This is a genomic window from Psychrobacter glacincola (assembly GCF_904846215.1).
Taxonomy (GTDB): Bacteria; Pseudomonadota; Gammaproteobacteria; order Pseudomonadales; family Moraxellaceae; genus Psychrobacter; species Psychrobacter glacincola.
The window spans coordinates 1-19,346 of record NZ_CAJGZK010000016.1 but is presented as its reverse complement, the minus strand read 5'-3'; the positions used below and the strand labels follow the sequence as shown (position 1 = coordinate 19,346).

At 44.4% G+C, this 19,346-nt stretch carries 13 protein-coding genes, 2 pseudogenes and 2 riboswitches; of the genes and pseudogenes, 5 read left to right on the top strand and 10 right to left on the bottom strand.

Annotation, left to right across the window (positions count from 1 at the left end; translation table 11 throughout):
- Window positions 1-109: 109 nt before the first annotated feature.
- The 4 genes from gcvP to gcvT form a co-directional block, all read right to left on the bottom strand.
- Window positions 110-3,007, bottom strand: coding sequence for an aminomethyl-transferring glycine dehydrogenase (gene gcvP / locus JMW90_RS09695; protein ID WP_201563638.1), 2,898 nt, complete (start codon window positions 3,005-3,007; stop codon window positions 110-112).
- A gap of 322 nt (window positions 3,008-3,329) precedes the next feature.
- The gene (locus JMW90_RS09690) at window positions 3,330-4,088 is read right to left on the bottom strand and encodes a nitroreductase family protein (protein ID WP_201563636.1); all 759 of its coding nucleotides are present in this window, start codon (window positions 4,086-4,088) and stop codon (window positions 3,330-3,332) included.
- Between the two features lie 489 nt (window positions 4,089-4,577).
- A complete protein-coding gene (gene gcvH, locus JMW90_RS09685; protein WP_201563634.1) occupies window positions 4,578-4,958 on the bottom strand; it encodes a glycine cleavage system protein GcvH in 381 nt (126 codons plus the stop codon).
- Between the two features lie 69 nt (window positions 4,959-5,027).
- Window positions 5,028-6,215 carry a glycine cleavage system aminomethyltransferase GcvT gene (gene gcvT / locus JMW90_RS09680; RefSeq protein WP_201563632.1) on the bottom strand — a complete coding sequence of 396 codons (1,188 nt, stop codon included), beginning with the start codon at window positions 6,213-6,215 and terminating at the stop codon, window positions 5,028-5,030.
- A 168-nt stretch (window positions 6,216-6,383) separates the two neighbouring features.
- A riboswitch (glycine riboswitch) is annotated at window positions 6,384-6,519 on the bottom strand.
- Window positions 6,520-6,575: 56 nt separating this feature from the next.
- Window positions 6,576-6,713: riboswitch (glycine riboswitch) on the bottom strand.
- Window positions 6,714-7,096: 383 nt separating this feature from the next.
- On the opposite strand from gcvT, the gene JMW90_RS09675 reads away from it, so the two are divergent.
- From JMW90_RS09675 to JMW90_RS09660, 4 genes are all read left to right on the top strand, one after another.
- Window positions 7,097-7,420: a YcgL domain-containing protein gene (locus tag JMW90_RS09675; RefSeq protein ID WP_011513153.1), complete on the top strand. Its 324-nt coding sequence runs from the start codon at window positions 7,097-7,099 to the stop codon at window positions 7,418-7,420.
- Window positions 7,421-7,648: 228 nt separating this feature from the next.
- Complete coding sequence (locus JMW90_RS09670) at window positions 7,649-8,236, top strand: hypothetical protein (RefSeq protein ID WP_201563630.1); 588 nt, start codon at window positions 7,649-7,651, stop codon at window positions 8,234-8,236.
- 240 nt (window positions 8,237-8,476) lie between these two features.
- The gene (locus JMW90_RS09665; RefSeq protein ID WP_201563628.1) at window positions 8,477-9,331 is read left to right on the top strand and encodes an AAA family ATPase; all 855 of its coding nucleotides are present in this window, start codon (window positions 8,477-8,479) and stop codon (window positions 9,329-9,331) included.
- 77 nt (window positions 9,332-9,408) lie between these two features.
- Window positions 9,409-10,632: a vWA domain-containing protein gene (locus JMW90_RS09660; protein ID WP_201563626.1), complete on the top strand. Its 1,224-nt coding sequence runs from the start codon at window positions 9,409-9,411 to the stop codon at window positions 10,630-10,632.
- A 791-nt stretch (window positions 10,633-11,423) separates the two neighbouring features.
- Here JMW90_RS09660 and JMW90_RS14090 read toward each other — a convergent pair.
- The 5 genes and pseudogenes from JMW90_RS14090 to JMW90_RS09640 form a co-directional block, all read right to left on the bottom strand.
- Window positions 11,424-11,588 (bottom strand): annotated as a pseudogene (locus tag JMW90_RS14090) (glycine zipper domain-containing protein); the annotation flags it as partial.
- Window positions 11,589-11,684: 96 nt separating this feature from the next.
- A pseudogene (locus tag JMW90_RS14085) lies at window positions 11,685-12,164 on the bottom strand (glycine zipper domain-containing protein); the annotation flags it as partial.
- A gap of 750 nt (window positions 12,165-12,914) precedes the next feature.
- Complete coding sequence (locus tag JMW90_RS09650) at window positions 12,915-13,694, bottom strand: phosphodiester glycosidase family protein (RefSeq protein WP_227691930.1); 780 nt, start codon at window positions 13,692-13,694, stop codon at window positions 12,915-12,917.
- A 115-nt stretch (window positions 13,695-13,809) separates the two neighbouring features.
- The gene (locus JMW90_RS09645; protein ID WP_201563620.1) at window positions 13,810-15,612 is read right to left on the bottom strand and encodes an FMN-binding glutamate synthase family protein; all 1,803 of its coding nucleotides are present in this window, start codon (window positions 15,610-15,612) and stop codon (window positions 13,810-13,812) included.
- 126 nt (window positions 15,613-15,738) lie between these two features.
- Window positions 15,739-16,365: a TetR/AcrR family transcriptional regulator gene (locus tag JMW90_RS09640; RefSeq protein WP_201563618.1), complete on the bottom strand. Its 627-nt coding sequence runs from the start codon at window positions 16,363-16,365 to the stop codon at window positions 15,739-15,741.
- A 133-nt stretch (window positions 16,366-16,498) separates the two neighbouring features.
- Here JMW90_RS09640 and JMW90_RS09635 point away from each other — a divergent pair, with 133 nt between their 5' ends.
- On the top strand, window positions 16,499-17,764 hold the full coding sequence (locus JMW90_RS09635) for an MFS transporter (RefSeq protein WP_201563616.1): 1,266 nt from the start codon (window positions 16,499-16,501) through the stop codon (window positions 17,762-17,764).
- A gap of 403 nt (window positions 17,765-18,167) precedes the next feature.
- On the opposite strand, the gene JMW90_RS09630 is transcribed toward JMW90_RS09635, so the two are convergent.
- Complete coding sequence (locus JMW90_RS09630; protein ID WP_201563614.1) at window positions 18,168-18,995, bottom strand: IclR family transcriptional regulator; 828 nt, start codon at window positions 18,993-18,995, stop codon at window positions 18,168-18,170.
- Between the last annotated feature and the right edge of the window lie 351 nt (window positions 18,996-19,346).

The window sequence follows — 19,346 nt, the reverse complement described above, 5'->3', positions numbered from 1 at the left end:
AGCGCTTAATATTGTCAGTAAAATAAAAACCTCCAAATCAGCGACTGACTTGGAGGTTTATTTTTATCTTTTATAAAGTATCAAAAACTAGGACTACATAAAACTGAGATTACATATAGTTTTCGATACTTGGGCAAGAACACATGAGGTTTTTATCACCATAAGCGTCATCGACACGAGCCACACTTGGCCAAAACTTATTGTTGCGGATATAAGGCAGTGGGAATGCTGCTGTTTCACGGCTGTATGGATAGGTCCATTCGCCGTCAATTACCATAGCAGCCGTATGCGGGGCATTGACCAATGGGTTGTTCTCTAACGTCCAGTTGTCCGCGCCTGCTTTGGCTTTCATCGCTTCCGCTTTGATAGATTTTAGGGCACTGATAAAGCGATCAAGCTCTTCTTTTGACTCAGATTCTGTCGGCTCAATCATTAAAGTGCCCGCTACTGGGAAACTCATGGTTGGTGAGTGGAAGCCATAATCCATCAAGCGCTTGGCGATATCGCTTTCACTGATGCCCGTCTCTTCTTTTAAAGGACGAATATCGATGATACATTCGTGAGCAACGCGGCCGTTTTTGCCAGCATATAAAACAGGATAGTGGTCTTTTAATTCAGCAGCAACATAGTTGGCGTTCAACAGCGCAAGCTCAGTCGCTTTCAATAAGCCATCACGGCCCATCATGGCAATGTACATCCATGAAATAGGTAAGATGCTTGCTGAACCGTAAGGGGCTGCTGATACTGCTGAGCAGTCTTGTTGTGCATTGTGCACAGGGCTTAGAGTATGGTTGGCCATAAATGGTGCCAAATGCGCCTTCATACCGATAGGACCCATACCTGGACCGCCGCCGCCATGTGGGATACAGAAGGTTTTATGCAAGTTCATGTGCAGCACGTCAGCACCAACGTCAGCCGGCTGCATCATGCCAACTTGCGCATTCATATTGGCACCATCCATATAAACTTGACCGCCATGGTTATGAATGAGGTCACAGATTTTACGGATACCTTCTTCAAACACACCATGCGTCGATGGGTAAGTGATCATCAATGCACCTAGACGCGCGCTATGCTCTGCAGATTTGGCAGTTAGGTCATCAATATCAATGTTGCCATTGTCGTCGGTTTTGACCACGACCACTTTCATGCCCATCATCATGGCAGTTGCAGGGTTGGTGCCATGCGCTGACATAGGAATCAAGCAAACATCACGGTCAGTCTCACCAAGTGATTCGTGATAGCGGCGAATCGCTAGCAAACCTGCATATTCTCCTGACGCACCAGAGTTTGGCTGCATAGAGACATCATCAAAACCCGTAATGGCTTTTAGTTGCTCTTGCAAGCTATCAATCATAGCAACGTAGCCTGTGACTTGATCGCGCGGTGCAAAAGGATGCACATTGGCAAACTCAGGCCAAGTAATCGGTAGCATCTCACTGGTGGCATTCAATTTCATGGTACAGCTGCCGAGTGAAATCATGCTACGGTTCATCGCCAAATCTTTGTCTTCAAGCGATTTTAAATAACGCAGCATTTCATGCTCGGTATGATGCGAGTTAAATACTGGATGCGTCAAGATATCATCAGTACGCAAGTGCGCGCTATTAAGAGAGACGCGAGCGTCTTCTGGTAGGTCATGTGCTTTAGTAATGAACAATTGAGTAAGCACATTGAAGTCTTTCTGATCGCTGGTTTCACTAAACGCCACGCTCAATTTGGTGTCATCAAGACGCCATAAGTTATAACCAACATTGTCAGCGTTTTCGAAGATTTGGGTCGCCAGTTTTTCTGAGCCACAATCAATCACAACGCTATCAAAGAATTGGTCATGTACCACGTTCAAATTGCTGTCGTTGGTACCTTTAATAACATCAGCAAAGGCAGTCGCAAACGCATGAATACGAGTGGCAATACGCTTAACGCCATTAGGACCATGATAGACGGCATACATACCGGCTAGATTAGCTAGCAATACTTGTGACGTACAGATGTTTGAGTTGGCTTTTTCGCGGCGGATATGCTGCTCGCGAGTCTGTAGTGCCATACGTAGCGCAGTATTGCCTTGCGAGTCTTTTGACACCCCAATGATACGACCAGGCGCTGAGCGTTTGGCTTTATCAGAAAACGCAAAGTAGGCGGCATGTGGACCACCAAAGCCCATTGGAATACCAAAACGCTGGGTGCTACCCAAAGCCACGTCTGCACCCATATCAGCTGGTGATTTTAATAACACCAAGCTCATGATGTCACTCACGACACTGACATAAGTTTTATTTTTCTTAACGGCAGCGATGACGTCTGTTAAGTCTTTTACGTCGCCTTCAACACCGACATATTGGAATAACGCACCAAAATAATCACCTGATTGGGCGGTTTCAAAATCACCAACGATGACTTCCCAACCAAAGTACTTGGCACGGGTATTGATCACATCTAGTGTTTGTGGATAGATACGATCATCAACAAAAAACTGCGTTGATTTGCTTTTGCTCACACGCTTTGACATGGCCATCGCTTCTGCTGCTGCGGTTGCTTCATCAAGTAGTGACGCGCCAGCCATCTCAAGACCGGTCAAATCGATACAAACTTGCTGGAAGTTAAGCAGCGCTTCTAGGCGACCTTGGGCAATTTCAGCCTGATAAGGGGTATAAGCCGTGTACCAACCTGGATTTTCAAGGACGTTACGCTGAATGACTGCAGGCATACGCACAGGAGAATACCCTTGACCGATATAGCTTTTATTGACCGTAATATTATCTGCCATGGCGCGCAATTTAGCCAAAGCGGCGTGCTCACTCATCGCCAGTGGTAAATCTAATTCTTTGTGCAAGCGTACTGGCTCAGGCACCGTGTCATTGATAAAATTTGCCATGTCTTTATAACCAATGGCCTTGAGCAGTTCAGCTTGTTTGGCCTCATTTGAGCCTAGGTGACGATAGACAAATTCAGCTTCGTTGAATAAGCCTTGAAAGGTATCAAACGTCGGGTTTTGAGAGATAGTCATGACAGTCCTTGGTTAAGGGAGTAATAAAATAATAATGATGAAGCGCGCTTTTAATCGTTTAGCTTGAGCGTTTCATGCTTTTGATATTTAGGTAAGAGTTAAGTCGTTTTTAGCACACAAGTACCTGCAATTACCTACAATGAAGTCTCCTAACCTACGAAAATAGCTAACGTATAAGATACAATCAATTGCAGCTGTTTTTCGACCAAATAGCATCGATGGTAGTGTATAGATCGAAAAACATACAATTAAATCAGTAAATTTAGCAATAAATATACTGTGTAATGGCAGCATTTAAATGATCATATTGTCCATTTATAGGTTATACGTAGTGTACAAACTGTGTTTGATCAAAGCGGAACTGGGTATTGTAGACGCCATTGTCAGCACGCTCGCCAGCACCAATCATCATAACGATATGATGGTCGTCTCCCAACTTTAACAAGCGCTTCATAGCAGGTTCATCGAAGCCGCCCATCGGACAGCTATCAAAGCCATGCGCGCGTAGGGCAAGCATCAGGTTTTCGGCAGCTAAAGCTGTATTATTGGTTGCCCAGTTTTTAGTATCTTCAAAGGTATAATAAGGCGATTTTATGGGACCCTTTATACGTCTGACTACTTGAATGGCGCTCCATTTAGCCACTGATACCACGTTAGCAGGTCCACGCAAAAAGTCCATCGCAACGACTTTGGTATAGTAGTCTTTAACCTTTTTTGGTACGGGCGTATCAGGGTATTCACGTAAGATTTGCTTTGCATGGTCATGCCATACATCGGTACGAGCAACGACAGCGATTAATCGTGCTGATGTTTTAGCCGCATTTTGATTCATGCAGTTTTTAACCGCACGTTTGCGACTGTCAGCATTATCGATAACATAAAATTCCCACGGCTGAAGGTTGCTTGAGTTCGGCGCTAGCATCGCCAAACGCAGACAATCTGCTAACACATCGTCAGGTATTGGCGTGTCGGTAAAACGACGAACTGAACGGCGCGACTCTACGATGGCGCGAAACGCTTGTAGCTGCGGGGTATTATCGGGCGTGGCAATGTTTGCTTGATTATCAGTGTCAGGGGTCATATTAGGATCCATTCTGAGGATTGAGTGAGCAACTTGGGTCATTATTGAAAGTGCCTCTTCAAAAGTGCATCTTCAAAAATGCCTCTTCAATAGCGTCTGACAAGTAATTAATACGAATAAATCAGCTATAGTCAGTCCTAAATAAAAGAAATACAGATATTATAAAGCACTACTGGGTTAATTTTGCTTGCTTGCTGTGCCTACGCAGACAGAGGCTGCGAAAAATTAACCTCAGTGGTGACGTACTCTTTTAAAAGTAAATCAACTATAGCAGTTGGCCGTCATACATTGAGTGCTGACTATCTGCTAATTACTGTCTTACAATGATTGTCTTAAAACCATTGTCTTAAAGCTAAGGAGCACAGATACCAGCGCTTGCCAGTATCCGTTGAGCTGCTTTTTTTAATAATGAATGATCTTATCAATCACAATATTAAAAGCAGCAGTATTAACGTCAAATGCCGCTTTTAAGAGAGCGTAAGAGTGATATTACAGCTCGTTTTCGTACTCATCAGCAGTTAGAAGTGCTTCGTAGTCAGCGATATTGTCAGGCTTCATTCTAAAGAACCAACCTTCGCCATATGGGTCAGAGTTGATGATTTCTGGATCATCTTCTAAGGCTTCATTTATAGCAACCACTTCACCTGAGATAGGGGCATAAACATCAGAGGCGGCTTTTACTGATTCAACAACAGAGATTTCGTCATCAACAGCGATGAGGTCACCCACATCTGGCAATTCAACAAACACCACGTCACCCAATAGGTCTTGAGCATGGTCAGTGATACCAACAGTGATCGTACCGTCGTCTTCTAAGCGTAACCACTCATGGCTGGCAATGTATTTTAGTTCTGCTGGGATATTACTCATGGTCTCTCTCCTAAGTGATAGAGGATGGTTAACAAAAATAGTGAAAGCTAATGATAGAGTTTATGATGCCTATGAGTCAAACTGCTGTTTGCCATTACGGACAAACGGTAGCTTAAGTACGCGTACATCGACGAATTTACCTTTACCGCGCAGATCAATTTGCACATTGGCATCGTCTGCTAGGGTAGCAGGAACACGAGCGATAGCGATAGAATTTTTGAGGCTAGGAGAGAAAGTACCACTAGTAATGATACCTTTTTGCTCTTTATCAGTGCCTTGATTAATGGTCACTTCCATACCTTCACGTAATACGCCACGGCTAGTCATTAATAAGCCCACTTGCTTCATAGCAGTATTGTCATCTTTTGACTGTTTGCGTTTGCTGACCATAGCCTGGCGACCAATAAAGTCACGTTCGTCTTTTAGCGCCAGTGTCCAGCCCATGTTGCACTCATAAGGGCTAACATCTTCATTCATATCATGACCATAGAGGTTCATGCCCGCTTCCATACGCAAAGTATCACGAGCGCCAAGACCGGCAGGCTTTATACCATTGGCTTTTAATTGCTCAAAGAACGCCGGCGCATCATCGCCATGCATAATGACTTCGACGCCATCTTCACCGGTGTAGCCCGTACGAGCAACGAACCAATCTGCGCCTTCAATATCCGTTAAGTAAGCACCGACAAAAGGTTTAAGAGCAGCTAAGGTATCTGCCCAACTTGGTTTAATCTGTGCCAGTTTTCCAACCGCATTGGGTCCTTGAACGGCAAGCATCGCAAGTTCTGTACGCTCAGTTAAAGCAACGTCGAAGTCTTTGGCTATTTTTTCGAACTGTGCCATATCTTTATCACGCGTTCCGGCATTTGATACGATACGGTATTCAGTTTCATCAGAATTTGATAAATAAACGATTAAGTCATCGATAATGCCGCCTTCTTCATTCAACATAGCTGAATAAAGCGCTTTACCGGCAGTTTTTAATTTATCGACATCGTTAGCCAATAGCTTTTGTAGCCAAGCTTTGGCATCCGTGCCTTTGATATCGACAACAACCATATGTGAGACGTCAAACATACCGGCATCAGTACGCACCGCTTCATGCTCTTCGATTTGTGAGCCATAATGGATAGGCAGCTCCCAGCCAGAGAAATCCACCAGCTTGCCATCACTATCGACATGAGACTGATAAAGGGGCGTACGCTGAGGGGCTTGGGTGTTAGTATTTTGAGCAGTATTATCTTGAATATCGGTCATAACAAATCCTTATATGTACATCAGACGTACTTAATAAAAGTAACCAGATGATGCACATGATCCTAGTAGCGAGAAGCAATATTGCAGGGTGCAAGCATTGCAACCAAGGGTGGTACAGAAAAAATATAAAGCAATGCACCAAACAAACGCCGAACGTCGGTTTGGCTAAAAGCCCTATCTGTCCTGTAACCTGAGATTTTCAACACGATATTATTGTCTCTTTTTAACCGCCAATAATATCGCGTTTTCTCCCCTTCGGTGGGTAAGGCGTCGTCCGTCCTTACCGCTCTCCAGATTTGTTATGCCAAAGGTTTAGAGCGCAATACGCATAGCAGCGCGATACAAATAAACCATGGTGACATGCGTTTTTCAGTCCTTTTACCTGAGCGATTAGCAGGGTAGATGCGCCTTCGGTGGTCACATAGCAGCTGTCAGTACAAACTTATTAACATGAGCATCACTAACACTAGGCTACAGACTCTCTCCTGAAAAACGCTTTTATTATGAAAGGTTCCCAGCTTTTTTACAACCCATCATATAAATTATAGTGAATAATTTTAGCAAACATGCTTTCTTATACCGACAATACACCGAACAGCGGCAAAATCGAGTACTTGTGTTTCTGTAATATGACATAGCGCCAATATGAAACAAGACTGAAGCGCTCATTATCAAAATCTAAAGGTATAAAATTTATCTATGAGGTTCATGTCTTTTAATGCAAGGGATACAGGGTATTTTTATTAAGGTATTCCTTAGTTTTTCCTAAGCTAACTGCTGACAGTGTTTAAGATGCTTTACCATATCTGAACGCAAAGCCACTACTGATAATTGCCTGAAATATGCTAATCTATGGCGATAGTTTCTGATAGGTTGTTTTTATGCATTGCGATATTTATAAATTCCTCAAACATGATGACATGTATATCTATATTGCTCGTCCTGATTATCCAAATGATACGGATGAGATCAAGGATTGGCTGGGTGTATTACCCAAAGATTTTCGTGCAGGCTTAGGTCGTAGCAAGTTTGTCATGCATCTGGATTTGGCGACAACGCCCACTCTTGCTAGAGTGGACAAAGAAGAGGTATTGGCAAAGCTAGCGTCACAAGGCTACTTTGTGCAGTTACCACCGCAAGATGTCATGCGCCGCCAAGCAGAATTGCGTGCCCGCGAATCTCAAGACAGCATTTATAATACGTAGTGATGAAAGTACATTTCAATAAGGTTCATAGCGATATTTTGAAGCTCGTTTTATCAAATCTAGCTTCTTAGCGCGCTGTCTTAAACAGAGTAGATAGATACAGATGAAATATTGAAATATATAGTGTCATACATTTTGGCGAATAGTCATGCTAAACTAGCAGCTCATTAAATTTGTTCATAGAATCACTATCTCGCACTATCTACGAACGCAGGTAATAAAACACATATGGACTGGTTAAAAAATATCTTATACAGCTTACCATTAGATGCCATCAGCGATATTCTCGGTGAGATTATTATTTGGTGGGGGCAGCTGGTAAAAGACGTACCGGTAGCAGACTTACCAATGTATGCCTATCTTGGTGGGGTCATTATTGTGTTGGTACTTTGGCTACTGGTCGCGCGCATATTACCACGTCCACTAGGCGGCATGAGCTGGATGATATTGTTTGCTGTATTGCTAGCGCCAGGCACCGCACTGGGCGACCCAAGCGTGATTGCACCAGCTAGCATCAGCGTCGTCTATGCGATTATGATGAAAGACATGTCTGGTGCGATCGCCAATATGCTGCCCATCATGGTGGTTTTATTTGTTGGTTTATTTGTTGGTTTTGTTTGGCAGCTTATTCGCGGTGCCTTTGAGTCAAGCTTAGACAAGGCTCGTAGCCGTACTGCACAAGATTCCCAAGAAAATATGCAGCTAGCTTCTGGCAATTATTTGCCGACAGCATCTGATGAAGTAGTGCCAGTTGAAAACGTTGATCCAGCAATGAATCTAAAAAAAGACAGCACAATATCTAAAAATAATGATTAGCCTGAATGCTATTACTTTCACGCTATAACCTTTTAAGGTCTTTGCTTTCTAGCTCATAACATGGATTCCCGATTCATACATTTTTCTCATCTTTATAAGACACCATGCGTGTCTTTTTTATGTGAGAAATATCTGCGAACGCATGAGTATTTTGGCAATCAATAAGGCTGTGCTAATCTAAATGGCAATTTATCAACGCTCTTAAAGCTTTTTAACGATAACAATAAACGAGATTGTATTATGACCGATAAAAAAACCAAATTTACGGGCACCCAAAGCTATATTGCTACCGACGATTTGCAATTGGCAGTCAATGCAGCAATGACGCTACAAAAACCGCTACTCATCAAAGGTGAGCCGGGTACAGGCAAGACTTTATTGGCGGAAGAAGTTGCCGAGAGTTTAGGTATGCCGCTGATTACGTGGCATATCAAGTCGACCACTAAGGCGGAGCAGGGTTTGTACGAGTATGATGCGGTATCGCGTCTGCGCGATTCGCAAATGGGTGATGACAAGGTTTATGAGATTGGCAACTATATCAAGCCGGGCAAATTATGGGATGCCTTTACCAGTAAAGAGCGTAGTGTATTATTGATTGACGAGATTGATAAAGCCGATATCGAGTTTCCAAACGACTTGCTCCATGAGCTGGATAAGATGTCTTTTTATGTTTATGAGACGGGCGAGACCATTACCGCTGAGCAGCGCCCAGTAGTCATTATTACGTCAAACAATGAAAAAGAGCTACCAGATGCCTTTTTGCGTCGCTGCTTCTTTCATTATATTGATTTCCCAGAAGAGGAAACCATGCGCCAGATTATTGACGTGCATTTTCCCAATATTCAAGAAAAACTGGTCAATGATGCCCTTGATATTTTTTATAAGCTGCGTAATGTTCAAGGGCTTAAAAAGCCGCCATCAACGTCTGAGTTGGTCGATTGGTTGACGTTATTGTTGGCGGATGACATGGCGCAAGCAGAGTTAGAAGAAAACTTACGTGGTGAGAAGTCTATTCCGCCGTTATATGGTGCCCTGCTTAAAAATGAAGCGGATGTGAGTTTGCTTCAGCGTTTTGCCAATATAATGCGTCGTTAATCATAGTAATGTCCTTATAAAAGTCATGCTAAGTGCCTAAATTATAACCACATCAGCCAACAAGTGATGCGCCTCTTATGTTTATCAAACTGTTCTATACCTTGCGTACTTACGGCGTGCCGGTCAGTACCCGCGAGCTGCTTGACCTCAATGCGGCGCTAGATCAAGGTCTGATGATGCAGCCGCATCCTGAAGATGCCGAACTGTCTACCTTTGCCAGTCGCGAAGATATGTACCGGTTGATTCGGCTTTGTATGGTCAAAGATGAGCGCCATTTTGATAAGTTTGATCGGGCAATGGCGGATTATTTTGAGGGCGTTGATAGCCTAGATATGGATGAGTTATTGTCTAAGCTAACGGACATTCCAAAAGAGTGGCTCGATTTAAAGCTTGACCCAAAAAACCTAACCGATGAGCAGCGCCTATTACTAAAAAAGTACGGTTCGCTTGAAGAGTTGATGAAAGCGCTTGAAGAGCGTCTCAAAGAGCAAAAAGAGCGTCATCAAGGTGGGAGTAAATGGGTCGGTACTGGCGGTACCTCACCGTTTGGTGCTTATGGCGATCACCCTGAAGGCGTGCGTGTCGGCGGTGAATCACGTAAACGCAGTGCGGCAAAAGTGTGGGAGCAGCGAAAGTATCGCAACCTTGACGATGACAGTCAGTTAGGCACACGCCAAATTCAGATGGCACTACGCAATCTACGTCAATTTGCACGTACAGGCAGCGCTGATGAGCTCGACATTCATGAGACCATCAAGCGTACCGCCAAAAAAGGCATACTCGATATCCATATGCAAGCCGAGCGGCGTAACCGTGTCAAAGTACTGATGCTGTTTGATGTCGGCGGTAGTATGGATATTCATGTTGAAGCGTTAGAGAAGCTATTTTCTGCGGCGAAAAACGAGTTTAAAACCTTGGAGTTCTTTTACTTTCATAACTGTCTATACGATTATGTCTGGAAGGATAACAATCGTCGTCATAGTGCACCGATGCCAACCTTTGAGCTGCTGAATAAATACGGGCGCGAGTATCGTGTTATCTTTGTGGGTGATGCGTCGATGTCACCTTATGAGCTAATGACAGTCGGTGGTAGCGTTGAGTATATGAATAATGAGGCAGGTATTGTCTGGTTAAAAAGGGTGCTGGCACATTTTGATAAAGTCGCTTGGCTCAATCCTGAAAATCCGACGTACTGGCAATACACTCAAACCATCGTTGAGATTAAAAAACTGTTCGATAATAATATGTATCCGATGACATTACATGGTGTGGAAGATATGACCAATCATATGGCAAGGTAGCGCTGTGTGGGTTTTAAAGCAATTTAACGCTAGATTTGCCGTCCGTTTTTAGGCGATTTAAATTAAGATAAAAAAAGCCTCTATTAAGTAATAGAGGCTTTTTTTATGACATTTTAAGTATTTACGATAAGAAATTATCACCTCATCGTTAACAATTAAATTTAAACAAGAGGACGATTCCACGCATCGCGTACTGCGAATTTAGCATCTGACCATTCTAAGCGTGAGTTGCCACGTGAAGTAACCCAATCTCGCTGCAAGTCTTGCTCTACCAGCTCAAACGTTTGGTCATTACCATACTGTTTGCGCTGTGCATAACCATAACCATAGGCATTACGGTAGTCGGTATCGTAGTCATATTGCGGGTTGTAATAATCGGCCGTCACATGCTGGGTGCGCCAGTAAGTGTCTTCTTGCATATTACCTTCAAATGCGTTGGCAACGGCGTTACCAGCTGTGGCACCAACGACTGCACCAACGGCACCGCCTACCACTGAACCTACGGGACCACCTACTGCTCCAATAGCTGCACCTGCTGCGGCACCGCCGATCATACCGGTCCCACTACTGACAGGATTGGCTTCTCGTTGCACTTCATTTTGGTCAGTAGGATTGACGGCTTCACCCACTTCTTGACCACCAGCACCGCCAGCGACTGCACCTGCTAAGCCGCCGATTACTGTACCGACTGGTCCTCCGACTGCTGTACCTACGGCAGCGCCTGCTGCTGCACCGCCCAGTGCGCCCGTACCACTAGCAATAGGATGCGGTTTTTCATGAGCTTCTAGGCTATCGGTAGGATTGACCATTTCGCCTGCTTCATGTCCAACTTTACTGCCTGCGATGGCACCGACACCACCACCTACTAATGTGCCGACTGGACCTCCGACTGCCGTGCCTACAGCTGCGCCTGCTGCTGCACCGCCAAGTGCGCCCGTACCTGTCGCTACTGGATGTGGCTTGTCTCCACCATGATGGATAGGCTCAATAGGTTCTCTATGACCTGCATAATGTACATACTCTTTTGGCTCATAGGTTTCACCAGTCATACGAGCATGGGTCTTATCCCAACCATCACGTACCATGTCTTTTGCTTGTAGCCAAGTCATGCGCGAATCACCTTTTACTTCATACCAGCGTTGTTCAAGCTCAGCTTCAACTTCTTCAAAGCGCGTGGTATTTGGATAATGCGCACGGGTGGCATAACCTACTGCATAGGCAGGATGATAATCGGTATCGTAATCATAGTCTTCATTATAATAAGGGCGTGTGGTATGAGTCTCTTGCCAGTATTCATATTCTACCGTTGGGTCTAGCATCTCACCGACCGAGCTACCTGCGACGCCGCCGACGATAGCACCAATAGCGCCACCAATGAGCATGCCTAATGGACCACCAATAGCACCAATGGCTGCGCCTGCTGCAGCACCGCCTGTACCACCAAGAGCTGTACCAATTGGATGTGAGCCTGGCTCACCTGTGATAGGGTCAGCATTGTCATTGACTACTACTGTACGATTGATATTATCCATGAGCCATTATCCTTTTTACTATTATTGTTGAATGATTAAGAATGATATAAATAGCCTAAAATCTAAATGACATTAAAACAAAAGTCATTTTTGACATCCAATCTTGGCTTGTCCTCTAAACCAGTATGCTAGCTAGTTCTAACTATTGACGCTTGCTAGTACTTACTGCGAAGCTGTTCAAATTTCTAATATTTATTTTGATACTTCGCACTTGCATCACCCTTACAAAATCTGGTGACTACTGCTTGCTAAGTAATATAGCCCAAGGATGAAGGGATAGTCTGTAGTACATAGCTGCTACCTGTATAGCAGTTCAGTAAACGATACTTCTATAATGGGCGTTATTGTTAACTAATGATTCTTAAAGCGCACAAAAGTAAGTAGGATGTAAGTGATACTGATTGTAATCACTCATTCGCAGTTATTGTTGTAAGGATATTTAAGTAAGCAAGAAAAAGGCACTATTATTCTGAATAATAGTGCCCTTTTATTAGATTGTATTTATTAGGATTAAGTAAGTTGAAATACTCTAAAAACGCTACGGTGTTGCGGGTATAAATTTTTTGCAGCCTCTGTCTGCGTAGACACAGCAAGCAAGAAAAATTGATACCCGCAGTACATAATGTGTCGATATTACTTTTCACTGACTATAAGTTGAAAAAATACAGTCTCAGTAGTGCTGTACGCTTTTGAAAGTGGATCAACTATACTGATGAGTAATTTAAGTGACATAAGTGATGATAATATTGTTTATTGTACAGTCTCAACAAGCCCAATCATCACGCCCATCTCTTTTTTATCATGCTTATCTATCGTAGGCGCATATAGAGCGGATGCAATACCACCATCTAAAAAGAGAGCATTCGGACATTTTAAGTCATTTTTAAATAGTTCCGCGAATTGATAAAAGGTCACGGGCGCTTCGCTATTGATAAATTGTAGGCTGCCATCGCTACAAATGCCTATACCATTACGAATTTTGGCCGAGGTACTATCAGGGTCAAACTGCGGATGGATAGCGTCGTTAATAACCAGCATAGGACCAGATTGGGTAGCATACAATGGCTGTGCAGTGCCATTTTTTAGCTGCTCAGCTAAGGCATTGCTTTCAGTGATTTGTACCTTGCCAGACTTATCCCACCACAGTACCCCATTGGGTAACAGATGAAAATTGCCGCCGCCTTCTCTAAGGTTTAGTGCGCGTATTTCTTTCCCTTCGATGATCGTATAGCCAATGGGCGCGTAATTTTCATTGTACATGCCGGCATTCATCGCAAACTTCAAAGATTGTGACGAGGGTAGTGTGGTCAATAGCGTATCAAAAGTCAGTAGCGGTTGACGACTGTCAGATTGTTGCCAAAATAATGCTAATGAATAGCGCTTATCTGTCAACAAAGCAGATTGAATATGACAGGCGCTATAAGCAAACGGTGTGCTGTGCGATTGACATGACCAATCGGCAGAAGCCGTGTCGGTTTTATTGCTATCTGTTGGCTGGCAAGCACTTATGCCAATAGTCATAAGCGACATAAGTATCATTGCTAGTATGTTAAGAGGTTTTGTGAAAACAGTGGTTGGCATCAATCATTTATCTTTTATAAGGGGATACATTGCGTGATTGTCACAGCCAAACACTGCTAAGTGGTTAAACAGTTGGCGGTATAAAATCGCGGACGGTATTATTGACATTGCCAATCATTTTACCACCATCAATATGGACGTCTACCTCTGCAACAGTTTTTTCTGTTGGCGCACTGGTTTCTTTACCGATATCGCGTGAGTCTTTGTTATAAGCAATCAGCGCGTCATTATTGGCTAAAAATGTCGACGGATCTGCCATTACCCACATCTGATTAAAGACTTCTGAGCGCGCATTATGATCAAGTAAAGCGCCTGTATCGGTGAAATAAAAGAATTTTGATAGCAGCTTGATTTGTCCATCATCCAAGCGCCGTGCTATGTGATAAGGCTGCAGTTGGCTTGGATGCTGTAAGCCCACAGCGCCAACGATGCTAGCTAAAGATTTTAGGGTATTTTTATGATAACTGGCGACGCGCTCAGCCTTGCTTGGTACATCAAGCGCTTTTTGACGAAAGGGATCTTGGGTTGCCACGCCTGTCGGGCAAGTGTTGGTATGACAAGAGCGCGACTGGATACAGCCGACCGCAAACATAAAACCACGCGCGGAGTTACACCAATCTGCGCCTAATGCTAACAGGCGGGCAATATCAAAGCCTGATACGATCTTTCCGCTGACGCCAAGCTTAATTTTGTCACGGATACCAGCGCCGACCAAAGTATTGTGCACCAATAAAAAACCATCGATCAGTGGCATACCGACGCTATCCATAAATTCAACGGGCGCCGCACCTGTCCCGCCTTCTGCGCCATCAATAACGATAAAATCAGGATAGTTATCGGCTTCTATCATGGCTTTGACAATCGCCATAAACTGCCAAGGCTGACCAATACAAAGCTTAAAGCCAACCGGCTTGCCTTCTGATAAATCCCGTAGTTGCTGTAAAAAAGTGACCAATTCGCGGGGTGTACTAAAAGTAGAATGCGACGCAGGTGATACGCAGTCTTGACCCATTAGTACTTGACGAGTTTCAGCGATTTCTGGAGTGATTTTTTCTGCTGGCAACACACCGCCCTTACCGGGTTTTGCGCCTTGTGAGAGTTTAATCTCAATCATCTTTACTTGCGGGTCAACAGCTTTTTCGGCAAAAGATTGCGGGTCAAAGTTGCCATGATCATCGCGGCAACCGAAGTAACCCGTACCCAGCTCCCAAATCAAATCCCCACCGAATTTACGATGATAAGGGCTGATAGCGCCTTCACCACTATCATGCGTAAAGCCGCCCATTTTTGCGCCTTGATTGAGCGCCATAATGGCATTGGCAGACAAACTGCCAAAGCTCATCGCTGAGATATTAAATACCGACATATCATGCGGCTGCTGACAACGCTCACCGCCCACAATGATACGAAAATCTTTATTCTTTAGTGGCTCACTGACAGTGGATTGCAAAAACCATTCTTTACCGTGAGCATATAAATTGTCCAAGGTACCAAAAGCATTGGTATCGCTGACGTTTTTGGCGCGCTGATAGACCAAAGCCCGCTGCTGACGTGAGAACGGCACTGGTTCTTTATCGTCCTCTAGCAAGTATTGGCGAATCTCAGGGCGAAAATCCTCTAACACATAGCGGATATGACCGGCGATAGGGTAATTGCTCAAGATAGAGTGTTTAGACTGTAATAAGTCATAAATACCTAGCCCGATGGCGAGACTACCGATGAGGATTAGCGCCCAGTTGATGAGCAGTAATCCTGCTAAAAATAGCAAAATCGCGGCGCCAAAGGTGCTATAGCGTAGCAAAACACCAGTTAGGTAAGGAGAATTGTGTTCAGGCTCAGGGTTCAAATTAGTTCTGGAATCTGGCATAGCAAAGCTCAACTATAAAAAATAGGAATTAAAAAATGCGGCAGTCAGTTATTTGGTAACTTTGCCGCTATCCATGATTCAAAGTGCTGGAAAAATCTGCTGATATTATGCCATCTCATCCAAATGCTAACCAGTTTGAGGCCACAGTTGCATCGCAGTGGCACTGATTTGCAACAGCTCATCTTGGGTGACGCCATCACGTGCCAAGATGGTCATGCCATGAATAAGTGCTGAATAAGTATTGGCCAATTGTCCTGCATCGGTCTTGGCAGGCAGCTGCTGCGCTGCAATGGCTTGTTCGATTTTATGTTGCAGAATAGTGCGCTGTTGGGTGCGCTGCTGCATTAATTGCTCAGCAATCTCATTTGAGGCAGGCTTACAATTTATCGTGGCGCTAGTGACCATACAGCCGAGTGGGTGATCAGGCTGCGTCAACTGCATGGCAATATGCTGGAGATAGGCTGCCATCGCGCTGCGATAGTCACTATGGCTCTCAAAAAAATCAGAAATTGAGTAAGGGTTTGAATCTTTATAATTCTGTAGCACTTCTTGAAACAGATTTGCTTTATTGCCAAAAGCGCCATATAAGCTCGATGGTGAAATTCCCATGGCTTGAGTCAAATCATTGATTGACGTGGCTTCATAGCCTAGCTCCCAAAATAGGTGCTTGGCTTGTGCTAAGGCGGTATCCCGATCAAATGCAAGCGGGCGGCCTCTTTTATTGGTAGCGGTAGAGCAAGTATCGTTATCCATGAGTGTTTATCATCCATGAGTGTTTGTCAAAATATAAGTTGACATTAGGTTTAAGAGTAGCATACTATTATTTTGTAGTGATGGCTACAGAATATAATTATCCGTGTTAAGCACCACTATATTGAGAGCTGTTATGACTGTAAATGATTCTGCCGATGCTACTGAGCCAAACTTTGAGCACCAACCGAAACGGCCGCCTGAGCCGTCCATGTCACTGGTACGGCAATGGATGGCGATTTTATCCGTGAGCTTCGGCGCCTTCGCCCTAGTCACTTCTGAATTTTTACCGGTAGGTATTCTGACTCTGATTGCACAAGACCTTAATATCAGTGAGGGTTCTGCAGGGCTAATGATTACCGTGCCAGCCATCTCCGGTGCAGTGGCAGCGCCGTTAGTGGCGGTGTGGTTTAGCCATATACAGCGCCAGCGAATTTTATGGACTGCCATGACGCTCATGATTGTCTGTCATGGAGTGATGTATGTAGCACCGCAGTTTTGGTTGATACTCTTGTCACGGGTATTTTTGGGGATAGCAATCACTGCGTTTTGGGCGATTGCCATTTCTTTGAGCGCGCGTCTAGCACCAAAAGGTGTGTCAATTGGTCTATCGACCTCAATTATCGTCACTGGTATCACGCTTGCGACTACGCTTGGTGTGCCGATAGGAACGTGGTTGGGTGAGGCATTGGGCTGGCGTACCGCGTTTGCCTCGATGATGGGTTTGGGCGTTGTTGCGCTGATTTGGCAGGCGTGGGCATTGCCAACGCTGCCCGCGGCGCAAGAAAAAGTCGGCTTCAAGGATTTGCTGGAGATTTTTCGATTCAGTAATGCGCGCTTGGGCATTATAGTATTGATTCTGGCGGTAATCGCGCACTTTGGCACCTTTACTTATGTGCGAGTACTGTTCGAGCAAGGGGGTAATTATTCATCAGCTTTTTTTAGTAGTCTATTGCTGATGTACGGGGTAGGTGGTCTTGTGGGTAATTGGCTGGCCGGTTATGGCGCATCCAAACAAGTTCACACCACGTTTTTGGTGGTTATGATCAGCCTATTTGCGATGTTACTGCTAGCGACACTAATGACGACGAATGCAACTGGCTCTGTGGTGTTGATGCTATTTTGGGGACTAATCTTTGCCGCGATTCCGGTTTGTGCAAATGTATGGATGTTTATGACGGTGCCACACTTGATGGAAGATGGTACAGGCTCTGCTATGATTGTGTTTATTTTTCAATCTATGATTGCAGTGGGTTCATTCTTCGGTGGGATCGCTGTGGATCATGTGGGTATTCACTCGCTCATGTATGGCGCTGCTTTATTACCACTGCTGTCGGTTGTCCTACTGTTGGTATTCAAAAAACACAGTGCTCATTTGGTGATGGCTGAGCCGAGTGCTTAGCGTGTATTTGGACAGAGTATCAATGACGTTAAGAGCTGCTCACCGATTGGCTTGTGCGTCATTACCTGTTAGAAAACGAATAGCTGATTTGGTTATGTATATAGTCAGTTCAAAGTAAAATAGGGACAGTCACTAAAAGGTATCGCTGGTATAAATTTTCCTCGCTTGCTGTGCGCTGCGTCAGACAGAGGCTTCGCAAAATTCATCCCAGCAATACTGTATTTCTTTTATAGTGGATAGACGATAGCGCCATAAAACCCAGATAGTAATGCAACTGGAATAATCATTAACAAATATATTCCCATTTTTAGTCGTATTCTCATCGTTTTCTCAACGCTAGAAAGGTTAGTGCAGACGGTTTGGTGGTGATTTACAATGCTAGAGACGCTGAATACAAGCCCTTTTAATTTCCACTGCCAATCCTTTTAGCCAACACTTGCAGTTTCGGCACAATCATCGCTGCATAGTCATCCGCTTCCCAGTTGGCACTTGGCACGCTGGCATTGAGCGAATAGGCATATTGCCCAGTCGCGACATCAAAAACACCAACCGCTACTGCCAATATATCCGTAGAAAACTCCCCATCCGATACCGTATAACCATGCGCTCTATAATGCTCTGTTGCGTCACAAAGAGCAGACTGCGCATGGTTATAATCCTCTGTAGATAACTGCTCTTGTAAATTACTACGAATCACCGCCTGTCTCGCTGGTGAGCTGGCTGCATAAAAAGCGCGCCCAATGGCTGTACGGGCGACGGGCACTGCTGAGCCTACTTGCAAGTTGACCGATAGGCGAGCAGGGCTGCGGCAGCAGGCGTGATAGCGCATTTCTCCTTCGACCTCAGTGGCCAAATTCACTGATACTTCATTGCTACTGGCAAACTGTCGTAACAATGGCTCAGCTGCTGCGACCATATCATGACGACTCCATGCAGTAGCACTTAATCGCACGGCACTACTGCCCAATTGATACTGTCCATGTTCAGTGGTACGCAAAAATCCAAGCGTCATTAAGGTATAAATCAGGCGAGTAATGGTCGCTTTTGGCAATTTTGTCATCTGGCATAATTGCTGATGGCTGAGCGTTTTTTCATGCTCAAAGGCTGTCAATATCATTAAGCCACGCCCAAGTGCAGTGACAAATTGCCTATCGTTGTCTTCTTTGCCTTGGGTAAGGGCGCTATGTAATCGATCCAATAATGGCGCGGCTGCCGACAAGTTTTTTCTCATTTTATGACCATCTGAATGAATAAGGGTTTACAGGACGCTAAAATTCTGCTTAAATGAATTATATTATGAAACTAAGTTTCGCATAGCGGAATACCGAAGTCAATAGTAAATTTCGCCAAAGCGTCATATTAACCATTAATTGTCGGTCAGGATGACTGGCAACAAGGAGCACCACATGGCAACTTCTAGCAGCCCCCGTTTTGATTGGGAAGATCCATTTTTATTACGTGACCAGCTTACCGATGAAGAGCGTATGGTAACGGACAGTGCCCGTCAGTTTTTTCAAAAAGAGCTGATGCCGGGCATCGTTGAAGCAAATCGCAACGAGAATTTTGACCGTAATATCATGCG

Coding starts and splice junctions, on each gene's coding strand:
- gcvP (WP_201563638.1), bottom strand. CDS start 3,007: ATGACTATCTCTCAAAACCCGACGTTTGATACCTTTCAAGGCTTATTC.
- JMW90_RS09690 (WP_201563636.1), bottom strand. CDS start 4,088: ATGACCCCTGACACTGATAATCAAGCAAACATTGCCACGCCCGATAAT.
- gcvH (WP_201563634.1), bottom strand. CDS start 4,958: ATGAGTAATATCCCAGCAGAACTAAAATACATTGCCAGCCATGAGTGG.
- gcvT (WP_201563632.1), bottom strand. CDS start 6,215: ATGACCGATATTCAAGATAATACTGCTCAAAATACTAACACCCAAGCC.
- JMW90_RS09675 (WP_011513153.1), top strand. CDS start 7,097: ATGCATTGCGATATTTATAAATTCCTCAAACATGATGACATGTATATC.
- JMW90_RS09670 (WP_201563630.1), top strand. CDS start 7,649: ATGGACTGGTTAAAAAATATCTTATACAGCTTACCATTAGATGCCATC.
- JMW90_RS09665 (WP_201563628.1), top strand. CDS start 8,477: ATGACCGATAAAAAAACCAAATTTACGGGCACCCAAAGCTATATTGCT.
- JMW90_RS09660 (WP_201563626.1), top strand. CDS start 9,409: ATGTTTATCAAACTGTTCTATACCTTGCGTACTTACGGCGTGCCGGTC.
- JMW90_RS09650 (WP_227691930.1), bottom strand. CDS start 13,694: ATGTCGCTTATGACTATTGGCATAAGTGCTTGCCAGCCAACAGATAGC.
- JMW90_RS09645 (WP_201563620.1), bottom strand. CDS start 15,612: ATGCCAGATTCCAGAACTAATTTGAACCCTGAGCCTGAACACAATTCT.
- JMW90_RS09640 (WP_201563618.1), bottom strand. CDS start 16,365: ATGGATAACGATACTTGCTCTACCGCTACCAATAAAAGAGGCCGCCCG.
- JMW90_RS09635 (WP_201563616.1), top strand. CDS start 16,499: ATGACTGTAAATGATTCTGCCGATGCTACTGAGCCAAACTTTGAGCAC.
- JMW90_RS09630 (WP_201563614.1), bottom strand. CDS start 18,995: ATGAGAAAAAACTTGTCGGCAGCCGCGCCATTATTGGATCGATTACAT.